The 20,045-nt window shown below is 49.1% G+C and carries 13 protein-coding genes and 5 tRNA genes; 3 read left to right on the top strand and 15 right to left on the bottom strand.

Annotated features, from left to right (window positions below; translation table 11 throughout):
• Nucleotides 1-28: 28 nt before the first annotated feature.
• Together G5S52_RS09150 and G5S52_RS09145 are read right to left on the bottom strand one after the other, a co-directional pair.
• Nucleotides 29-1,489: a chitinase gene (locus tag G5S52_RS09150; protein WP_165012944.1), complete on the bottom strand. Its 1,461-nt coding sequence runs from the start codon at nucleotides 1,487-1,489 to the stop codon at nucleotides 29-31.
• 429 nt (nucleotides 1,490-1,918) lie between these two features.
• Complete coding sequence (locus G5S52_RS09145; protein WP_165012942.1) at nucleotides 1,919-3,712, bottom strand: chitinase; 1,794 nt, start codon at nucleotides 3,710-3,712, stop codon at nucleotides 1,919-1,921.
• A 387-nt stretch (nucleotides 3,713-4,099) separates the two neighbouring features.
• On the opposite strand from G5S52_RS09145, the gene G5S52_RS09140 reads away from it, so the two are divergent.
• Nucleotides 4,100-4,804 (top strand): DNA alkylation repair protein, encoded by a 705-nt coding sequence (locus G5S52_RS09140; RefSeq protein ID WP_165012940.1) that lies wholly within the window; start codon nucleotides 4,100-4,102, stop codon nucleotides 4,802-4,804.
• Here the strand turns inward: G5S52_RS09140 and G5S52_RS09135 are convergent, their stop codons facing one another.
• The 4 genes from G5S52_RS09135 to G5S52_RS09120 form a co-directional block, all read right to left on the bottom strand.
• Nucleotides 4,805-5,041, bottom strand: coding sequence for a hypothetical protein (locus G5S52_RS09135; protein ID WP_165012938.1), 237 nt, complete (start codon nucleotides 5,039-5,041; stop codon nucleotides 4,805-4,807).
• Nucleotides 5,042-5,233: 192 nt separating this feature from the next.
• The gene (gene nspC, locus G5S52_RS09130) at nucleotides 5,234-6,367 is read right to left on the bottom strand and encodes a carboxynorspermidine decarboxylase (protein WP_165012936.1); all 1,134 of its coding nucleotides are present in this window, start codon (nucleotides 6,365-6,367) and stop codon (nucleotides 5,234-5,236) included.
• A gap of 64 nt (nucleotides 6,368-6,431) precedes the next feature.
• Nucleotides 6,432-7,676 carry a carboxynorspermidine synthase gene (locus tag G5S52_RS09125; protein ID WP_165012934.1) on the bottom strand — a complete coding sequence of 415 codons (1,245 nt, stop codon included), beginning with the start codon at nucleotides 7,674-7,676 and terminating at the stop codon, nucleotides 6,432-6,434.
• A gap of 48 nt (nucleotides 7,677-7,724) precedes the next feature.
• On the bottom strand, nucleotides 7,725-10,625 hold the full coding sequence (locus G5S52_RS09120; RefSeq protein ID WP_165012932.1) for a pyridoxal phosphate-dependent class III aminotransferase: 2,901 nt from the start codon (nucleotides 10,623-10,625) through the stop codon (nucleotides 7,725-7,727).
• A gap of 913 nt (nucleotides 10,626-11,538) precedes the next feature.
• Between G5S52_RS09120 and G5S52_RS09115 the strand changes: the two genes are divergently transcribed.
• Nucleotides 11,539-12,165: a DUF2238 domain-containing protein gene (locus G5S52_RS09115; protein WP_165012930.1), complete on the top strand. Its 627-nt coding sequence runs from the start codon at nucleotides 11,539-11,541 to the stop codon at nucleotides 12,163-12,165.
• 119 nt (nucleotides 12,166-12,284) lie between these two features.
• On the opposite strand, the gene G5S52_RS09110 is transcribed toward G5S52_RS09115, so the two are convergent.
• From G5S52_RS09110 to G5S52_RS09070, 9 genes are all read right to left on the bottom strand, one after another.
• Nucleotides 12,285-12,371: transfer RNA gene (locus G5S52_RS09110), tRNA-Leu, on the bottom strand.
• A 45-nt stretch (nucleotides 12,372-12,416) separates the two neighbouring features.
• Nucleotides 12,417-12,492: transfer RNA gene (locus G5S52_RS09105), tRNA-Gly, on the bottom strand.
• A 3-nt stretch (nucleotides 12,493-12,495) separates the two neighbouring features.
• A tRNA-Met gene (locus G5S52_RS09100) sits at nucleotides 12,496-12,572 on the bottom strand.
• Between the two features lie 63 nt (nucleotides 12,573-12,635).
• Nucleotides 12,636-12,711, bottom strand: a tRNA-Gly gene (locus tag G5S52_RS09095).
• 4 nt (nucleotides 12,712-12,715) lie between these two features.
• Nucleotides 12,716-12,789: transfer RNA gene (locus G5S52_RS09090), tRNA-Cys, on the bottom strand.
• A 275-nt stretch (nucleotides 12,790-13,064) separates the two neighbouring features.
• On the bottom strand, nucleotides 13,065-14,267 hold the full coding sequence (fabV, locus tag G5S52_RS09085; protein WP_165012928.1) for an enoyl-ACP reductase FabV: 1,203 nt from the start codon (nucleotides 14,265-14,267) through the stop codon (nucleotides 13,065-13,067).
• A 153-nt stretch (nucleotides 14,268-14,420) separates the two neighbouring features.
• Nucleotides 14,421-16,715, bottom strand: a complete 2,295-nt coding sequence (locus G5S52_RS09080) for an acyl-CoA dehydrogenase (RefSeq protein ID WP_165012926.1) — start codon at nucleotides 16,713-16,715, stop codon at nucleotides 14,421-14,423.
• A gap of 51 nt (nucleotides 16,716-16,766) precedes the next feature.
• A complete protein-coding gene (psrA, locus tag G5S52_RS09075; protein ID WP_165012924.1) occupies nucleotides 16,767-17,444 on the bottom strand; it encodes a TetR family transcriptional repressor PsrA in 678 nt (225 codons plus the stop codon).
• Nucleotides 17,445-17,984: 540 nt separating this feature from the next.
• Complete coding sequence (locus G5S52_RS09070) at nucleotides 17,985-18,821, bottom strand: NAD-dependent epimerase/dehydratase family protein (RefSeq protein WP_165012922.1); 837 nt, start codon at nucleotides 18,819-18,821, stop codon at nucleotides 17,985-17,987.
• 316 nt (nucleotides 18,822-19,137) lie between these two features.
• On the opposite strand from G5S52_RS09070, the gene G5S52_RS09065 reads away from it, so the two are divergent.
• Nucleotides 19,138-19,992, top strand: coding sequence for a MurR/RpiR family transcriptional regulator (locus G5S52_RS09065; protein ID WP_002539273.1), 855 nt, complete (start codon nucleotides 19,138-19,140; stop codon nucleotides 19,990-19,992).
• Nucleotides 19,993-20,045 lie beyond the last annotated feature (53 nt).

Genomic DNA, 20,045 nt, shown 5'->3' with positions numbered 1-20,045 from the left:
GCGGCTGATTTTTAAGACTTATTCGTCCTTAAAGTACCTTTTTCCACGGTCCCCACGCTTCACTCAGCAGTGGATCATCACCTTGTGTCCAGTAAACCGCTTCATAAGTCACACCAGCAACGACCACGCGATCGCCTGTGTTGTAAACCTTACCTGCATCCCATGCATTCGGGTCTACTGGCTCACCGCCGCCACCCGGAGTACCGGTAGAAGGCTTGTCTGCATCAGCGACAACACGTACGGTTGGCCAGTTAGCGTGTGAACCATAGAAGTTAGTTACACACTTCTCGTAGTCACCCGGTACCAGCGCAGAGTATGCGGTTTGGAAGCCCACCAGCTCACACTCGAACGAGAAACCGCCTGGACGATCCGGGTAGTATTTCCAGTTACCATCCCAGTTGGTGTAAAGCACATCGGCAGCGCCTTGCAGGTTCAGGCTGCCGAATGGCGTTTGCTGCCAACAGGTGTTTTTCTCGTCAGCTTCAATTGGGATTTGGTAGTGCGCTGCCAAGCCTTCCCAGTAACGGATACGGTTAACTGGCTGGCCTTTGGTTTTGTTTTGCTCGCCACACTCGATACCACCATTGATGATGTTGATTGTGGTACCAAAGCCGTAACCGATACCTGCATCAATTTCACGTTGCGAAGGTTTCCAGGTACGGTCGATAACGTGCAGCATTGCTGGTTTCGGTGCCTGCGGCGTGAGGAAGAACCAAATTGCCGAAGCCAGGTTCAACCAAGAATCTGCCACTAGTGCTGGGTCATTCAGCAGGCGTGTGGCATCTCCGTCAAACATCACTTCAGAGAACATGCCGTAATTAAAGTGGTAGGAAAGCTGTTTTGCACCACGACCAAAGTATCCCTGACCTGTTGCGCAAGGCCAACGACGGTTTTGCCAGTCATCCTGACCACAACCTGTGGTGTAACCTTCCTGCCCTTCTGCCCAGCCCATTTCGCGAACATGCACGAGAGCCTGTTGCCATTCTTCAAGCGCCAGCGGGTTGTCAGACACGTTGTCTTTTGCAATATGGCCGCCAGTTTCCTGCGCGAAGTGTGCAAATGCGGTGATGATAGATTTCTTACAGATAGCATCTGCATCACGACCGTCGGTGTAGTCACCACAGAAAGCCGGGAACTTACCAATCGCTTTTAAGAAGCGGGTGTAAGTGTATTCCGGTGCGGCCATTTGGGTCAGGAAGTTCCAGTCTGTTTCTGGGAAAACGCGCTCAACACGCTTCACGTTTTCTGGGTTGGTTGCTGCTCCAGGTAAAATCGCATCAACCACAGAGTTTGGTTGAGTACGCAGTGCCTGTGACCAGGTGTCGTACATTGGGTCCAACGTTAACGCATCTTCCGCTGCCTTGATTTCAGACTGGGAAACCACAAACCCGTTCATGTTATTTGGATCTTGCACAGGGTCCATGGTCACTGCGCTATGAGCGAAGAAGCTCGCGCCGAACATGGCAGTAAATAAAGCCGTTCGTTTCATCTTAAATTCCTTATCAAAACTTTTTCTGCAACCGTCTTTACGACGTGCCTGCTTCGCGCTTTTTTGCTCTTTGTGCGTTACCGCTCAGCGCTGATTTTCTCAGCGATTCGCTGTAACCCGTGGCGATTTAGAGGTCTTTTATTGATAGCGCGGACAATACGACTATATGCATGCATGAATACACAAGACGACAACTATTGAGGGCAGGAATGTCAGAATGAATGGTGCGCCGACGAAAAGTGAGACGCTTACATTATTGTGCATTGATTTTTTGACCACGAACCTTGTATCAACAAGAAAATACAACACAATGCACTGAATTTTTGGCAGTTAATATTAGGTTTATTCTGCGAGGCAGGTCATTTAAAACAGGATAATTCTTCTCGACAAGCTGCGCCCTGCTGGACGCAGCTTGGTTAAAAAGTACGTTTAAATCTTTTTCCAAGGTCCCCATTGCGCACCGGAAGCTGGGTCATCACCCTGTGTCCAGTAACGCGCTTGGTAAGTGACGCCGTTAACCAACACCTGATCCCCACCAAAGTAAACCGTGCTCGCGCTCCAAGTGGTTTCACCCTGATCTGGCGTGGTGCCCGTATCAGGATTTGAACCGCCAGTGTCGCCACCAGAGCCTGCATCACCACCCGTTCCGGTGTCACCACCTGTGTCTGTACCAGAGCCAGTCCCTGCATCTGGGTTGGTACCCGTGTCTGGGTTAGTTGATGTACCACCACCAGTCGTATCGCCTGCAACGACCTTCCAAGCGCCCCACTTACCTGCTGTTTCTGGGTTTACACCCTGATTCCAGTATTTGGCTTCGTATGTTACGCCGTTCATCGTGACGCGGTCACCGGTTAGGTAAACAGCTTTATCATCCCAGGTATTATCCGATGGAGTACCGCCATCACCCGGATTTGATCCATCCCCTGGGTTTGAACCATCTCCCGGATTGGTATCAATGGTTTCAACAACACGAACCACAGGCCAACCCGCATGGGATTCATAGAAGTTGCTGACACATTTCTCGTAGTCGCCTTCTACCAACGCCGAGTAAGCCGTTTGGTAACCCACCAGCTCACACTCGAACGAATAACCGCCCGGGCGATTAGCATAGTATTTCCAGTTACCATCCCAGTTGGTGTAAAGCACATCAGTTGCGCCTTGCAGGTTCAGGCTTCCGTAAGGTAGTTGTTGCCAACAGGTGTTGCTTTCATCAGCTTCAATTGGAATATTGAAATGTTTCGCCAGCCCTTCCCAGTAACGGATACGGTTAACCGGCTGGCCTTTATCTTTGTTCTGTTCACCACACTCAATACCACCGTTGATGATGTTAATCGTGGTACCAAAGCCGTAGCCAATACCTGCATCTAACTCTCGCTGCGAAGGTACCCAGGTTCGGTCAATCACATGCAGCATCGCGGGTTTCGGCGCTTGCGGCGTGAGGAAGAACCAAATTGCCGAAGCTAGGTTCAGCCAGGAATCCGCCACCAGACCGGGCTCCTTAAGCAGCTTGGTTGCGTCGCCACCGTACATCACTTCAGAGAATGCGCCGTAATTAAAGTGATAGGAAAGCTGCTTCGCACCACGGCCGAAATAGCCTTGCCCCGCCGCACATGGCCAACGCTTATTTTGCCAGTCATTCTGTCCGCAGCCCGCTGTGTAGCCTGCCTGCCCTTCTGACCAACCCATTTCACGCACATGCACCAGCGCCTGTTGCCACTCTTCGAGACCAAGTGGGTTGTCCCAGTAATTGTCTTTGGCAATGTGGCCGCCGGTTTCCTGAGCAAAGTGCGCAAAGGCAGTCACGATGGATTTTTTACAAATCGCATCAGAATCACGGCCATCTGTGTACTCACCACAGAACGCAGGGAACTTACCAATCGCACGCAGGAATCGGGTATAGGTATATTCAGGTGCTGCCATTTGGGTCAGGAAATCCCAATCAGATTCTGGGAAAACACGCTCGACACGTTTGACGTTTTCAGGGTTACTGGCTGCCCCCGGTAAAATCGCTTCCACCACATCATTGGTGCGTGTGCGCAATGCCTGCGCCCAAATGGTGTACATCGGATCTTGGGTTTGTGCGGCCTCTGCGGCTTGCACTTCTGCCCGGGTGACAACATAACCGTCGGGGTTTTGCGGATCAGGCTGCGGGTTCATTGCCATCGCACTTGGCAGAGCAACGGTTGCAGCGATCATCGCGCTTAGAAAAGCGGTCTGTTTCATCTTCTAAAGTCCTTATCAAAATAATTGGTTGGCAGCTTATTTCGCTTCTACTTCTTAGGGGTTGTTGACCTTTGGTATTTAGCGATTTTCTCGCTCCGTAAGATCTCTTACGGAAAGCGAATTTTTCTGCCACATCAACTATATGCATCAAGCATGATAAGACTCGACAAGTATCCAGCAGAGAAATGTCAGACTGGATGCAACCTGACTAAATCTTGATAATTCATGGTGCGTTGTAGGGTTATTTTTTGAAGTAAAGCAAGTTAATCACTGTACGGTGAGGGCTATCACAAACTGAATCCATGTCATCTTTTTTAGACGAAATTATCCAATTTATCAGTAGGCTAGCGTATTGGGCATTATAATGTCCTTGCTGGAGGGAAGGACATGACTGACGCGCATCAAATCATTAAAGAAGCCAAACAACTCGGTGACGAAAAGGTCGCTGAACACTCAGGTCGATTTTTCAAATCCGGGCCAGGAGAATATGCAGAAGGTGATAAGTTCATCGGGATCCGTGTGCCGGTTGTCAGGGCATTAGCCAAACGCCATATGGCTGCCTCGCTCAAAACCATCTCTGTATTGCTTGAAAGTGAATGGCATGAAATCAGACTGCTGGCGCTGGTGATGCTTTCCGAACAATTCAAAAAAGCGGATTCTGAATTCCAAAAAGTCATTTTTGATTTCTACCTGTCCCGTACTCACCTAATCAATAACTGGGATCTAGTAGACAGCTCTGCTCACCATATTGTCGGGGGCTATCTGGTTGATAAAAAGCGCGACATTCTCTATTCACTGGCAGAGTCAAACAGCCTTTGGGAAAGGCGCATCGCCATGATGGCGACCTTCCCTTTTATTAGGCTGAATCAGTTTGACGACACCATCAAGCTGGCGGAAACGCTGCTAGACGATAAAGAGGATTTAATACACAAAATGTGCGGATGGATGTTGCGGGAATTAGGGAAAAGGGACCTTCCCCTGCTACGCACGTTTCTGGATAAGCATGCTTCTGTTATGCCCAGAACTATGCTGCGCTATGCCATTGAAAAAATGACCGCGGAGGAAAGGCAACACTACATGGCAATGAAGTAATTAAAGCGCGCGGATTTTTTTGTCCAACTCGTACCCTTGATCAGTCACCAGCTTTTCAAGTACTTCAATTCGCGACTCTAACTGTTTAACGTGAGTCGACAATACATCCGAATTGTTTTCATTCTGAGCTATCTGAAGCTCATGAATCTGAGCTCGGTAGGCAATATAACCTCTGATGGTTCTCGCTGTGACGACAATAGCTACTATCACAACGATAGATAGAAACGGTTCAACCATATTTGCTCCTCCTTAGCCCACACTGCTCTTTCAAACAGTGTACCGATTAGTTCCAACAATCATCCGATTTTCAAACACTTCTTTCGTGAATGCCAAGCACTTATCACTCACACTCAGACCAAGCTCGAAAAACTCCCTGCAGTAAAGATGAAAAAAGGGAGCCGAAGCTCCCTGACATGTGTGACTGCAAAATCACTTCACCGACCATTGCGACAGCGTGCGTTTGAAATCCTGATAGTCAAACTCGTTTAAGAGCTGGATTTCGCCGCTACTGCGCTGACAATAAACTGATGGCATACGAAGGCCGTTAAACCAATTCAGTTTCACCATGGTGTAACCTGCGCTGTCTAGGATGTGCAGACGTTGACCGACTTTCAGTGGTTCGTCAAAACTCGCCACGCAGAACTGATCGCCCGCCAAGCAAGAACAGCTGCCAATCACATAGGTGTGCTCGCCATTCTCGCTTGCTTCACCTATGGAAGCAGGCTCGTTGTAGATCAGCGTGTCCAATCTGTGCGCTTCGGTTGCACTGTCCACAATCGCGGTTTTCATTTCGTTTTCGACGATATCCACCACGGTAACAACCAGGTCAGTCGTCTTGGTAATAATGGCTTCGCCCGGCTCAAGGTAAAGCTGCACACCATGGCGCTCACCGAACGCTTTCAGTGCAGCTGCCAGTTTTTCGATGTCGTAACCCGGCCAGGTAAAGAAAACACCACCACCGAGGCTTACCCACTCAAGCTTATCGAGGTAGCTGCCGAATTTCTCTGAGATGGCGTCAAGCAGGCCAACAAACGCATCCACATCCTTGTTTTCACAGTTCATATGGAACATCACGCCATTGAGTGATGCAAAAATCTCAGGATCAATCTGATCGAAATGAACACCCAGGCGAGAGAACTTACGGGCTGGGTTCGCCAGATCCTGACCTGCGTAGCTGACCCCCGGATTAAGGCGAAGGCCAATTGAGGCTTTGCCTTCCACCAAATGGCGGTAGGCAGTGAGTTGGGATTGGCTATTGAAGATCATTTTGTCGCATATATCCGCGACTTCACGCACGTCATCTTCGCAGTAACCAACACTATAGGCGTGGGTTTCGCCACCAAAAGTTTCGTAGCCTAATTTCACTTCAAAAGGACCACTGCTGGTCGTGCCATCTAGGTACGGCTTGATGATGTCGAAAACACCCCAGGTAGAGAAGCATTTCAGTGCCAGCACCAGCTTCACACCGGAGAGATCTTTCAGGCGTTTCGCTTTCTCGAGGTTTTCAATCAGCTTGTCTTCTTCAATCAGAAAATAAGGGGTTTTCAATTCTGTCGGATTCATGGTCTTTCTCTACAGAAAAGCCTGCACAACAGATTCTGTTGTGCAGGCATTCGTTAACGCTGGCTTATTTCAGGATGTTGATAACTGGCTCGCTTGGTGACAGCTCTTCAACGCCCCAATCCAGACCAATTGATGGCATCAACTCTAGGAATGGATCCGGATCCAGTTGTTCCATGTTGAATACGCCTTTGCCATTCCACTCGCCTTTGAAGTAAAGCAGGGCTGCAGTAATCGCCGGAACACCCGTAGTGTATGCAATCGCCTGATGCTCAACATCTTTGTAAGCCACTTCGTGGTCAGCATTGTTGTAAACAAATACACTGCGCTGCTTACCATCCTTCTTACCCTGAACCCAGGTACCGATACAGGTTTTACCTGTGTAACCCGGCGCCAGAGATGTTGGGTCTGGCAATAGAGCTTTCAGTACTTTTAACGGCTCAACCACAGTGCCATCACCCAGAGTGACTGGGTCTGGGCTCAGCAGGCCAATGTCGCGCATGCAGTTGAAGTAGTTCAGGTAACGGTCACCAAAGCCCATCCAGAATTCGATGCGTTTAGCAGGAATGAACTCTTGCAGTGAACGCACTTCATCATGCGCCATAGAGTAAACTTTGTGACTGCCAACCAGCGGGAAATCAAATTCCATCATACGGGTATGACAACCCACTTGTTTCCATTCGCCGTCTTCCCAGTAGAAAGAGTCGCCCTGGATTTCCAGCATGTTGGTTTCTGGGTCAAAGTTGGTCGCGAATTTCTTGCCGTGGTCACCGGCATTCACATCCATCACGTCGATGGTGTCGATTTCGTCGAACAGGTGCTTGTATGCGTAAGCTGCAAAAACACTCACTACGCCCGGATCGAAGCCCGCACCCAGAATACCTGTGATGCCTGCTTCTTCGAATTTCTCGCGGTAGCCCCACTGCCAATCGTAAGCTTGTGGTACCTGCTGACCTTCAGAACACAGGTCAACCGCGACAGACGTGTCGAGATAAGACGTTTTGGTTTGGTAGCATGCTTCCATAATGGTCATGTTGACCCATGGAGGACCGGCGTTAATCACCAGATCCGGTTTCACGTCGTTGATTAACGCAACCAACGCTTCCACATCATCGGCGTCAACCGCACGGGCTTCCAGCTTGTGGCTGGTATCTTTCTGGTTGTTGCGGCCTTTGATTGACTCAATGATCGCTTCACACTTCCCTACTGTGCGGGATGCAATGGTGTAGTCGCCGAACACATCGTTGTTTTGCGCTGCTTTATGCGCAACAACCCAACCAACACCACCTGCACCAATTTGTAGAACTGCCATGTTAAATTCCTTTCAAAAAAACAGCTGGGCAAATCCCCCAGCAAAAAATTAGAGAGATTGCTTGGCGATTTCGCCGCCCAGCGTTTCAAGTTCGTTGAGTAGTTGCTCAAAGTCGTTCAAAGACAGACAAGGGTTGAGCAGCGTGAATTTCAGCGCAATGTCACCATCGACTACGGTTTCGCCCACAACAGCGCGTCCTTGTACCAAGGCATCCAAACGGATTTGCTTGTTGAGCGAGTCCAAATCCATCCCTTTGTTCGATCCGGTGTAGCGGAATAGAACGGTAGACAGACAAGGCACAGCCAAGAGTTCAAAGTCTGGACGTTGATTCACCAAATCAGCAACCTGTTGCGTCTGGTTGAGCAGATGATCGACCATGGAACCCAGCGCCTGTGGACCGACGTTTTGCAGCGTCATCCATACTTTCAGCGCATCAAAACGGCGGGTTGTCGCGATAGACTTGTCCACCAGATTCGGCAGCACGTCTTCTTCGCGGTTCAGGTAATCTGCGTGGTGACGGATATAGCCAAAGTGCGCTTTGTCTTTCAACAGCACAGCGCCACAGCTGATTGGTTGGAAGAACATTTTGTGGAAGTCGACAGTCACGGAATCTGCACGTTCGATACCTTCGAGACGTGCGTGGTGGCGACTCAGGATCAACGCACCACCATATGCCGCATCTACGTGCATCCACAGACCGTGTTTTTCAGCAAGATCCGCCACATCATCCAGATCATCGATAGATCCGTTATCCGTGGTGCCCGCGGTTCCGGTGATCACAAACGGAATCAAACCTTCAGCTTTGAGCGATGTCACCGCTTCTTCTGCTGATTCGATGCTGATAGTTCCATCAGTGTAAGTGTCAACGCAGACGACTGCATTTTCACCCAGACCCAGCAATGACGCTGATTTCTGCATGGTGAAGTGAGAGTTCTTGGAGCAAATCACGCGAAGTTTATCGGCATATTCCGGCAAACCATCTTTCTGCACATCATGACCGCTGGTTTGTTTGATGATGTGGTCACGTGCCATCAGCAGACCCATCAGGTTGCTTTGGGTACCACCGCTGGTGAACACACCGTCTGATTGCTCGTCAAAGCCAAAACGCTTGCACAGCCAGTCAGTGACTTCTTGCTCTACAAAGGTCGCCGCACTTGCCTGATCCCAAGAATCCATAGATTGGTTAAGCGCAGTGATAAAGGCTTCTGCAGCCACAGCAGGCAGCATTGGCGGCGTATGTAGGTGCGCGATGCAATGAGGATGCTGGACGATGATCGAATTTTTGCCGATCAGATCTGTCGTTTCTTCGATTACGTCGCTCAAGGACTGAGGGTTTTCGCCCAATTGCGCGCGGCGGATCTGCGATTGCAGCACCATAGGGTCGAGACCGCTGTATGGTGACTCAGTGGACTCGAACAGTTTCTTCAGTGCCAAGGTGCTTTGATTCATTGCAGACTCAAAGCCGTCAGCGCCGTTTTTGCCGACATGAATGAAGTGCTCGCGCCAGCTTTGCTGGATGCTGTCCATCGGCTGAGAAACAGGTTTTGGTTCAACCAGCGAGTCAATTGCGTCTTCCAGCGCTTTCAGCGCGAAGTCGATTTGCTCAAAAGTGATGATGATTGGCGGCAGGAAGCGCAGCACTGAGCCGTCGCGTCCACCTTTTTCAATGATTAACCCGCGCTCAAGCGCCGCACGCTGAATCGCAACGGTAAGCTCTGGCGCTGACTGAGGTTCACCAAATTTGTTCTTAGTACCTTCTGGGTCGCAAATCTCAACACCCAACATCAAGCCTTTGCCACGTACTTCCGCGATACAAGTCGTTTTCTCAGCAATCTTTTCCAGGCCACGGCGCAAGTATTCTCCCGTCACTGCCGCTTGGTTTGCGAGGTTGTCACGACGGATGATTTCCATCGCCTTCGCACCAGAGACCATCGCAAGCTGGTTACCGCGGAAAGTGCCAGTGTGTTCACCCGGACGCCAGGTGTCGATTTCTTTATCGAACACCAACAGCGACATTGGCAAACCGCCACCAACTGCTTTAGAAAGACAAAGAATGTCTGGGGTGATGCCTGAATCTTCAAACGCAAAGTGGGAGCCTGTTTTACCGATACCACATTGGATTTCATCGAAAATCAGCAGAATGCCGTGCTCTTGGGTAATACGGCGCAGCTCTTTCAACCAAAACGCTGGCGCAGGAATTACACCGCCTTCGCCTTGCACTGGCTCAACGATAATAGCAGCAGGTTTTTGCACACCACTTTCGTCATCAGCCAGCATACGCTCGATGTAACGCAAACCCTGGCGCGCACCTTGTTCACCATGCAGGCCATAAGGACAGCGCAGATCGTATGGGAAAGGCAGGAAATGAACATCTGCCATCAAACCCTGACGGCGCGCTTTAGTTCCAAGGTTACCCATTAGCGCCATGGTACCGTTAGTCATGCCATGGTAAGCACCATGGAACGCGGCAATAGTGTTACGGCCAGTGGTTTGTTTGGCGAGTTTGATTGCCGCTTCTACGGCGTCAGCACCGGAAGGACCACAGAACTGAACCTTCGCGTTTTCAGCAAAGTCCTGTGGAAGAAAAGCCATCAGCTCACGGATGAATGCATCTTTCGCTGGCGTCGTAATATCCAGCGTTTGATAAGGAATGCCAGCGTGAAGCTGTTCAATCAAAGCTTGATTGATTTCAGGATGGTTGTAGCCAAGTGCCAGAGTCCCCGCTCCTGCGAGGCAGTCCAGATAAACCTGACCGCGGCTGTCTTCGACCAGTGCACCATTCGCTTTTGCAATGGCAACCGGCAAGCGGCGAGGATAAGAACGAACCTCAGATTCGTAATGCTCCTGACTCAGCAGCAGTTCGTCTGGTGTCAGGTCGTGAAGGCCTTGTAAAACCGGGACAGGGCTCGTCGCCAGCTTGTCCTGTGTTTCGTTAGGAAAGTTAATCATTGTTGTTGATCTTCCATGTTCACCACCCTCGCTCTACAGAATTTGCGTGTAGCAGTCCCTTCGCACAAATCTTGTGTTAAGAGGAATTCAGCAGATGAGTCGTGGAGCACACCCCCGAAAGTTCGGGAAATACCCGCAGAATCACGTCATGCGATATCGGCGGAAACCATAGTGTGTTCGAGCGCGCTAAAACAAGTACGGCAAAGCATCACGATCAAGTCGTGGGGGAACAGCTTTAAAACGTTTGGAAAGCGTCTCTTGTGATCGGATGGATCAAGGCTCAGTAATAATACTGCAGTTTGGTAAAACGAAGCTGAAGTGGAGGTAATACATAATCACTGTTGGGTTCCTCAATATGCCCCGACTTCGTTGAAGCCAGACAGCTCTATTAATGCCCTTCTACTAGGAAACCATTTCCTAGTACCTACGGTGCGACGACAACTTCTTCAACATTGCGCCGCGTGTGTCTCGAAAAGCTCTACGTTCGAGATTGTCGCGCAAGGTAACATAGTCGCTTTTTTGAACTCAAGCGTTTTTTTCCATTCAGTTAAATTTCGATTATTTCGGTTACATCTGTTACCAATTGTGGCTATTCCGCCTTACCGAGGTAGTCTAGAAAGCTATTCAACTCCACTGTCATGGCAACTGGCAAAACATGGGGGAAAGCAATTTCGATTCTGACGCTAATTGAACGCTTTTTGGGGATGCCATTCTTTTGGGAGAGGTAAACCAAGTATTGGCTTTTGTGTCATTCAGCCCAACGCCAAGAGTCTTCTTGTGACATATCAGGTGGTTACATCAATCTCAGGTCAAAGTCATCAGACTTACCAATACTTTACGCCCACTACGCGAATAGCCTAAGCTAGCTGACACGTGTAGATAAGTGACTGTTATTAAAACATTAGGTATCTAAATGAAGAAAGCAAACTCAACAATCTGGCTTACTATCTTCTTTGCTGTTTTTATTTGGTCTGCAATCAACCCAAAAGATCAGTTCACCTGGTTCCTTGAAGTGGCGCCAGCGCTTATTGCACTTGTCGCTCTAGCGATGACCCGAAAGTCTTTTCCGCTCACCCAAGTCACTTACTTCTTTATTCTGGTTCACTGCGTGATTTTGATGGTAGGTGGGCACTACACATATGCGGAAGTCCCGCTATTTGATTACATCAAAGAGATAACCAATACCGCACGCAATAACTACGACAAAGTGGGTCACTTTGCGCAAGGGTTCATTCCTGCCTTGGTGGCTCGTGAAATATTGATTCGAAACTCAGTGATACCTTCACCACGCTGGCGCAATTTCTTTATCGTATCATTCTGTTTGGCTTTCAGTGCGTTCTATGAGCTTATCGAGTGGTGGGTTGCGGTTATGTCTGGAGAGTCTGCTGAAGCTTTCCTTGGCACTCAGGGCTACGTTTGGGACACGCAATCAGATATGTTCCTGGCGATGATTGGTGCGATCACATCGCTGGTTCTATTGGGCAAGATACATGACAAACAACTCGCGAAGCTTAACACGCGAGAGATCATCAGCAGTTAGTAACGGGGAAGTAGGTGGCAACTGCGACAGAAAATCGGAGCCAGCCCCCTTCACTTTTCCGCCGAGAAATGACCAAAAGAAAAAGGCCTACAAGCTTGTGCTTGTAGGCCTTAATTTAATGGTGCCCCGGGCCGGACTTGAACCGGCACAACGCGAACGTCGAGGGATTTTAAATCCCTTGTGTCTACCAATTCCACCACCAGGGCACGCAATTCTGTGATTGCGATGATAGGCACCATCTGCAAATAATTTGGAGCGACACACGAGGTTCGAACTCGTGACCTCAACCTTGGCAAGGTTGCGCTCTACCAGCTGAGCTAGTGTCGCAATTGGTTGCGGGAGCCGGATTTGAACCGACGACCTTCGGGTTATGAGCCCGACGAGCTACCAGGCTGCTCCATCCCGCGTCCGTATTTCATTGTTCTCGCACAATGACAGCGATTCCCATTTCTCAATCCCTTAAAAGAGATTGGAGCGACACACGAGGTTCGAACTCGTGACCTCAACCTTGGCAAGGTTGCGCTCTACCAGCTGAGCTAGTGTCGCATCATGGAGGCGCGTCCCGGAGTCGAACCGAGGTCCACGGATTTGCAATCCGCTGCATAGCCACTCTGCCAACGCGCCTTCGTTTGTCCCGCTTCAGTAAGTTGCCTTCTTCTGCGGTACGGGTTGGCATTCTACATAAGTTTTTTGGGCTGTCACGCACTAATTTCGGCGTTTTGGTTTGTTTGCTTCTTTATCGAGCAAATCTGATAAATATCAGCCACATTGATCAAACTTTTAGCAAAAATCTCTGGCATTTTTCATCGCAGCCCTTATGTAGCGCGGCTTGCAAACGCTCAAAAGAAAAAGCCAGCGAATGATCGCTGGCTTCATTTTGTTCAAATTCAGGTGGCTGATTAGATAGCCTGAACGTCAAAATCCACTTCTGGGTTAACGTCAGCGTCGTAATCCACACCTTCAACACCAAAGCCGAACAGTTTCAGGAATTCTTCTTTGTATTCCACGTAGTCTGTCAGCTCTTTCAGGTTCTCTGAAGTGATTTGTGGCCACAGGTCACGGCAGTGTTGCTGAATGTCGTCACGCAGTTCCCAGTCATCCAAACGCAGACGGTTTTTATCGTCTACTTCTGCTGCTGAACCATCAGCCTTGTAAAGGCGCTGGCTGAACATGCGGTAGATTTGCTCCATACAGCCTTCGTGAACACCTTCAGCGCGCATTTTCTTGAACACCATAGCGATGTACAAAGGCATCACTGGAATCGCTGAGCTCGCTTGAGTCACAACCGATTTCAGTACCGCTACGTTTGCAGTACCGCCAGTGGCAGAAAGCTTGTCGTTCAGTGCCGCTGCTGCGCGATCCAAGTCCATCTTCGCACGACCCAATGCGCCGTCCCAGTAGATTGGCCAAGTCAGCTCAGTACCGATGTAGCTGTAGGCTACGGTCTTACAACCGTCAGCCAGCACGCCTGCGTCAGACAGAGCTTGAATCCACAGTTCCCAATCTTCGCCACCCATTACGGTAACCGTATCTTTGATTTCCTGCTCAGTTGCAGGCTCAACACTGGCTTCGATGATTTGGTCTTTGTTGGTGTCTACTGCTGTAGAAGTGTAAACATCACCAATTGGCTTCAGTGATGAACGAACCACTTCGCCCGTTTTTGGCAGTTTACGAACTGGAGAAGCCAGTGAGTAAACCACCATATCAACCTGACCAAGATCTTCTTTAATCAGCTCGATCGCTTTCTTTTTCGCTTCATCAGAGAATGCATCGCCGTTCAGGCTCTTTGAGTAAAGACCTTCTTCCTTGGCGAATTTGTCGAATGCCGCAGAGTTGTACCAACCCGCTGTGCCCGGCTTTTTCTCCGTGCCTGGCTTTTCGAAGAACACACCGATGGTCGCTGCACCGCCGCCAAACGCAGCAGCAATGCGCGATGACAGGCCATAGCCGCTAGATGAACCTACTACCAGTACACGTTTTGGTGCGTTAGTAATTGGGCCCTGGGCTTTGGTGTATTCGATTTGCTCTTTTACGTTAGCTTCACATCCTTTTGGATGGGTAGTCGTACAGATAAATCCGCGAATTTTCGGTTTGATGATCATATTCAACCTTCCTTTCAAAGTTGGGCTTAGGATAAATACTTCATCTTGTTTTGGCACTTGTTTTTGTCGCAAAACCCCGATTTCGGGTAGTGGTTGGAGGTGTTAGCAAGAAAAAACGCCGCAGTTGCGGCGTTTTTGAGAACAAATCTGCTGTTATGCAGCTTTACCGTTCTTCGGGCTAGCCGGTGCAGACTCAGATTCTGACTTGAACCATGAAGGGTCAAAGTTATCCACCTGAATCGCTTCGTAGCGCAGCGCATCAGCGTGTTTGATTTGGTCGACTTCTTCCTGGGTCAGAATATTCTGCTCAAGGGCAGCATCCAAACGTTCGGACAGTAAACCTTTCGCAGGGATTTTCTTCGCCTTTGCTGCAACCGCCATTTTCTTCTCCAGCGGCTTAACCGCCACCATGGCTTCGAAAGCACGTTCCATGATACCTACCGGGTCAGTTGCTTTGTCGCCGACATAACAAAGGTGCGTCAGACGCTCGCGGTGTGCGCCCGGAGTCATCAGAAGATCAGCAATTTGCGTTGCCAGTTTGTCTGATGGCGCTTTGTAGTGCATACCCAGAGGGAACAGGATGGTACGCAGCGAGAAACCAACACCTTTCTGCGGGAAGTTGTTGAACGCACCGTCAAACGCTTCCGCACATTTGTTCAAACAGTGCTGCAGTGAGTAGTGAACGAATGGTAGGTCAGCTTGCTGACGACCTTCATCTTCGTAGCGCTTCAATACTGCAGAAGCCAAGTAAAGGTGACTCAGTACATCACCCAAGCGGGCAGACAGCATTTCACGGCGTTTCAGTTCACCACCCAGCGTCAACATGGCAACGTCGGCTGTAACTGCCAGCGCGCGGCTCATGCGGGACAGCTGACGATAGTATGCCGCCGTTTCGCCCGATACCGGTGATTTGTTAAAGCTTGAGCGAGTAAATGCATTGGTGAAAGACATCAACACGTTCTTAGTGGCAAAGCCAATGTGTTTGATCAGCAGTGAATCGAACGCTTCTGCACCTTTTGCTTCATCTTTCTCTGCCGCCGCTTCCATTTCTTTCAACACGTATGGGTGACAACGTGTCGCACCCTGTCCGAAGATCATCAGGTTACGGGTCAGAATGTTCGCCCCTTCTACTGTGATTGCCACAGGCATACCAAAGTAGTGGTGACCAACATAATTCAAAGGCCCCAACTGGATTGCACGGCCGGCATGAATGTCCATCGAATCATTCAGGATGGTGCGCGCCAGTTCAGTCATGTGGTATTTGGCAATGGCAGTCACAATACCCGGCTTCTCATGCATATCCAGAGAAGTCGTGGTCAGTGTGCGCGCTGCCTCGAGCATATAGGTGTAACCACCAATGCGCCCCATCGCCTCGCCCACACCTTCGAATTTACCGATGTGCATACCAAACTGCTTGCGAACATAAGCATAAGCACCTGTCGTGCGTGCCGTCAGGTGACCAACTGCGGTGCCCAGTGCAGGCAGTGAGATACCACGACCTGCTGAGAGACATTCCACCAGCATACGCCAGCCGCGACCGACATAATCTTGACCACCGATGACCCACTCCATTGGAATGAACACATCCTGACCACGCGTTGGGCCATTCATGAACGACAAACCCAGCGGGTTGTGACGCTCACCAATCTCAACACCTTCGTGATCCGCTGGGATCAACGCACAGGTGATACCGAGTTGTTCCTTGTCGCCTAACAGACCTTCTGGGTCATGCAATTTAAAGGCAAGACCAAGCACAGAGGCCACTGGCGCTAGCGTGATGTAGCGTTTGTTCCACGTCAGGCGGATACCCAGCACTTCTTTACCTTCGTGCTCGCCCATACATACGATGCCTTTATCCGGGATAGAGCCCGCATCTGAGCCCGCTTCAGGGCCAGTCAACGCAAAACATGGGACATCCTGACCGTTTGCCAAACGCGGCAACCAGTAGTTCTTTTGTTCCTCAGTGCCATAGTGAGTCAATAGCTCACCTGGGCCCAGAGAGTTTGGTACCATCACAGTCACCGCTGCACTCAAGCTTCGCGTGGCGATGCGTGAAACAATGGTCGAGTTCGCATAGGCAGAGAATTCGAGACCGCCGTACTCTTTTGGAATGATCAGCGAGAAGAATTTTTCCTTCTTCAGGAACTCCCACACTTCAGGCGGTAAGTCTTTGCGCTCCTGAACGATTTCAAAGTCATCCAGCATCCCCAGCAGTTCTTCCAGCTGGTTTTCCATGAACGCTTTTTCTTCGTCAGTTAAACGTGGTTTTGGATACTGCAGCAACTTACGCCAGTCGGGATTACCGGCGAACAGTTCGCCATCCCACCATACACTGCCAGCTTCCATCGCCTCACGTTCTGTCTCAGACAGCGGCGGAAGAACCTTCTTGAAAAACTTAAATGCAGGGTCGCTTAAATAACGTCTTCTAAGTGATGGTTGAGAGCTCATGATTCAGATCCTTGTATTTGTAACACGTTAATTTTTTATTATTTTTAAGCTTTATCCTGCACTTTGCGGCACGCCGCTTGGCACAAGAGACAATTCCTGACTGGTCGGTGCGTCCACACCTGCTGCCAGATAAGGGATCAATCGGTCGAGAATGTCTTCTGTCGTCACATCGGAACCAAAGTCATTCTCTGCGATTTCACTGAGTGCAACGTTAGACGCCATGGTGAAAATCACCGCGCCCAGCGTAAAGTGAAGTCGCCAAAACACATGTTCAGGTTTCAGTGATGGGTTGGCTTTTATCACCGCTTCTGTAAAAAGCTTCAAAACAGCATCGTAGCGGGTGGTAATAAACCAACGAAGGTGGCCCTGAACATCGGTATAACCGCGGCCGATAAGCTGCATAAACGTGGAAGCACCATGGCGGCGGAAAGTGTCTAACCCTAATAGTGGACGCTTGGTACACGCGAACACTTCTTCCATTGAAATGTCATCTTTCACTAAAAGCAGCCTCAACTCTTGCTCCAGTTGTGGCATAAACTGTTCGAGATAACGGGCGAGGACAGCACGCACAAGCGACTTCTTATCACCAAAGTGATAATTGACCGACGCCAGGTTTACCCCAGCCTTGCTCGTGATGGTGCGAAGAGAGGTCTCTTTGAAACCATGCTCAGCAAATAACTGCTCCGCAGCATCAAGAATTTTTCCTTTGGTTTCGCCTTTCCCAGCCATTTTCATTCACCTGTATTAAACACTTGTTTAACTTTACATCCCGTTAGCATTAATAACAACCCCTAAACAATCATCAAAAAAGTTGTCCTTGCCACGAAAAAAATCTGTTGGATGTAAGCGTCTGTAAATTAATGCCATTCGCTGAAACGGCACTCAGTCACACTCAAATGTGAGAAAAAAATCGATTCTTTGGGGAACAATCTGGACTTCATCAGGTCACATATAATGCCACTGCTTTTTCTTAGAAGTTTTTATTCTTCTGGAGCCCGTACACTGATATTGAGTACGGGCTTTTTTTCGTCTGGCGTCAGAGATTGGGGATTTTGGAGAGAGAAAATTTTTTTCGAATTTTTTTGAACTAAATGAAAATGGCCCAGTCTGAATGTATGTAGATAGCGGATAAGTGCCTTTTTAATGTATAGCTGGCCGCCACACATGACTTCCAACTTATCGCTAGATGCTGCTGCTTTTTCTTACTCCTGCTTAAAAAACATTTATGTTGCCCGCTTCAGATGAAGCGGGCTTTTTTTATGCTGCCATTTACCCCAACGTCGGCAATGGCATGTCAAAGGGCGACGGATACTTCAGCGTCATACCCAACGTTTGCAGCGTGTGATCAGCAACTATCACCTTCCCTTCACCCCCGTCTTCAATAAATTGCGGTTCCTGCAAACCCAGTCCTGCAGCGGCCCAACGGTAAAATGCTGAACGAGTAGGATGATCGGTGGCGCTGAGATGGAAAGTTTCGCCACCGCTTTGCAGAGCAATAATGGCACTGACCGCCTGAATACAATCTTCACGATGAACAAGGTTTACCGGATCCAACCCTCGACTGACATTTTCCCTGCCCGCGAGATGTTTTCCAGGGTGGCGCTGATCACCAATCAAACCCGATAATCTCAGCACAACGCCACGATCACCAAACTCAGCGAATACATAATCTTCAATCTCACGATGGGCTTTCCCAGACTCTGTGTTGGGCTCACAGACTGTTTTTTCTGTGACTAACCCTGTGACACTGCCGTAGACCGAAGAGGTACTGATAAAGATGAATTGTTTCACGCCGCCAGACTTTGCGGCATCCACCATTCTCTTCATGGCAATAACGAAGACATTTCCATCGATTGTTCGTCTGCCGGGCGGAATGTTGGCTACAAAAACATCGCTTTCAAAAAGAGGTTGTGATGACGGGTCGTGTTCCTCACTAAATATATCGAACACCACACCATTGATGTGCTTCAATTCCAATTCGTTGAGAGACACAACGCTACGTTTGCTACCAGTGACCGAATATCCAACTTGATGCAAATGTTCCGCGAGAGGAAGACCAAGCCAACCACATCCGCTTATTGAAACTGTTTTATATGGTTTCGACATCGAAAGTTCCTTGTAAGCCATTTTCATTTCTACGCTTAATTCATTCGAGACGTGCCACAAGAAACCGAACCCGTTTCGCATTTGGTGAAAAAAAGCTTCGGTATTGTGTAATTAAGCAACTAAAAGCGTGAATGAATACAAATTTTTTGAAGGTATTTTTTGGTTAAAATGTTATTAAACGACTCCAACCGTTAGACTCGACTATAACATCGTTGGACGTCGAAATATTTCACCCAATAGCGTCAGACCTTACCGCCAGTGATTTTAGGCAGGAAAGACTGACAAAACAGACAGCGGAAGCAACGCGGTAATCTGAATGAACACCCTAGAAAAAATACAAAAAAATATTGAAAACTTTAGTAAGTCGGAAAGGAAAGTCGCTGAAGTGATCATCGCTTCTCCTCAGACTGCTATTCATTCCAGCATCGCGACACTCGCCAAAATGGCTGATGTCAGCGAGCCTACAGTAAACCGTTTCTGCCGCAGGCTAGACACGAAAGGCTTCCCTGATTTTAAACTTCATCTGGCACAAAGCCTGGCAAACGGTACACCTTACGTGAACCGTAACGTTGAAGAGCACGACAGCGCCGACGCTTACACCTCGAAGATCTTTGAATCGACGATGGCATGCCTGGATGTAGCGAAAAACAGCATCGACGCCCACCAAATCAATCGGGCAGTAGATTTGCTGACTCAAGCTAAGAAAATTTCTTTCTTCGGCTTGGGCGCTTCAGCATCCGTTGCCCACGATGCACAAAATAAATTCTTCCGCTTTAACATCCCCATCGTCTGTTTCAACGACATTGTTATGCAACGCATGAGCTGCATTAACTGCACAGACGGTGATGTTGTGGTCGTCATTTCACACACTGGCCGAACCAAATCGCTGGTAGACGTTGCGACTTTGGCCAAAGAAAACGGCGCGACCGTTATCGGTATTACCGAGAAAGGCTCTCCGCTGGACAAAGTCTGTTCGCTGACCATTACGCTGGATGTGCCGGAAGACACTGACATCTATATGCCGATGGCAAGCCGTGTGGTTCAGATGACCGTGATTGACGTTCTGGCAACAGGCTTCACACTGCGCCGTGGTCCAGGGTTCCGCGAAAACCTCAAACGTGTGAAAGAGGCCATTAAGGACTCTCGATTCAACAAAGAATCACTGACATAAACTTTAAAGGGCAGACGCAAAGTCTGCCCTTTTTCTTTCTCTTACGCCCACTC

Origin of the sequence: Grimontia sedimenti, from assembly GCF_011045095.1 — a bacterium.
Taxonomy (GTDB): Bacteria; Pseudomonadota; Gammaproteobacteria; order Enterobacterales; family Vibrionaceae; genus Enterovibrio; species Enterovibrio sedimenti.
This window is presented reverse-complemented; position numbering and strand designations above follow the sequence as displayed.

What these genes read in the sequence shown, in the direction of transcription:
- G5S52_RS09150 (WP_165012944.1), bottom strand. Translation starts at nt 1,489, where the DNA reads ATGAAACGAACGGCTTTATTTACTGCCATGTTCGGCGCGAGCTTCTTC.
- G5S52_RS09145 (WP_165012942.1), bottom strand. Translation starts at nt 3,712, where the DNA reads ATGAAACAGACCGCTTTTCTAAGCGCGATGATCGCTGCAACCGTTGCT.
- G5S52_RS09140 (WP_165012940.1), top strand. Translation starts at nt 4,100, where the DNA reads ATGACTGACGCGCATCAAATCATTAAAGAAGCCAAACAACTCGGTGAC.
- G5S52_RS09135 (WP_165012938.1), bottom strand. Translation starts at nt 5,041, where the DNA reads ATGGTTGAACCGTTTCTATCTATCGTTGTGATAGTAGCTATTGTCGTC.
- nspC (WP_165012936.1), bottom strand. Translation starts at nt 6,367, where the DNA reads ATGAATCCGACAGAATTGAAAACCCCTTATTTTCTGATTGAAGAAGAC.
- G5S52_RS09125 (WP_165012934.1), bottom strand. Translation starts at nt 7,676, where the DNA reads ATGGCAGTTCTACAAATTGGTGCAGGTGGTGTTGGTTGGGTTGTTGCG.
- G5S52_RS09120 (WP_165012932.1), bottom strand. Translation starts at nt 10,625, where the DNA reads ATGATTAACTTTCCTAACGAAACACAGGACAAGCTGGCGACGAGCCCT.
- G5S52_RS09115 (WP_165012930.1), top strand. Translation starts at nt 11,539, where the DNA reads ATGAAGAAAGCAAACTCAACAATCTGGCTTACTATCTTCTTTGCTGTT.
- fabV (WP_165012928.1), bottom strand. Translation starts at nt 14,267, where the DNA reads ATGATCATCAAACCGAAAATTCGCGGATTTATCTGTACGACTACCCAT.
- G5S52_RS09080 (WP_165012926.1), bottom strand. Translation starts at nt 16,715, where the DNA reads ATGAGCTCTCAACCATCACTTAGAAGACGTTATTTAAGCGACCCTGCA.
- psrA (WP_165012924.1), bottom strand. Translation starts at nt 17,444, where the DNA reads ATGGCTGGGAAAGGCGAAACCAAAGGAAAAATTCTTGATGCTGCGGAG.
- G5S52_RS09070 (WP_165012922.1), bottom strand. Translation starts at nt 18,821, where the DNA reads ATGTCGAAACCATATAAAACAGTTTCAATAAGCGGATGTGGTTGGCTT.
- G5S52_RS09065 (WP_002539273.1), top strand. Translation starts at nt 19,138, where the DNA reads ATGAACACCCTAGAAAAAATACAAAAAAATATTGAAAACTTTAGTAAG.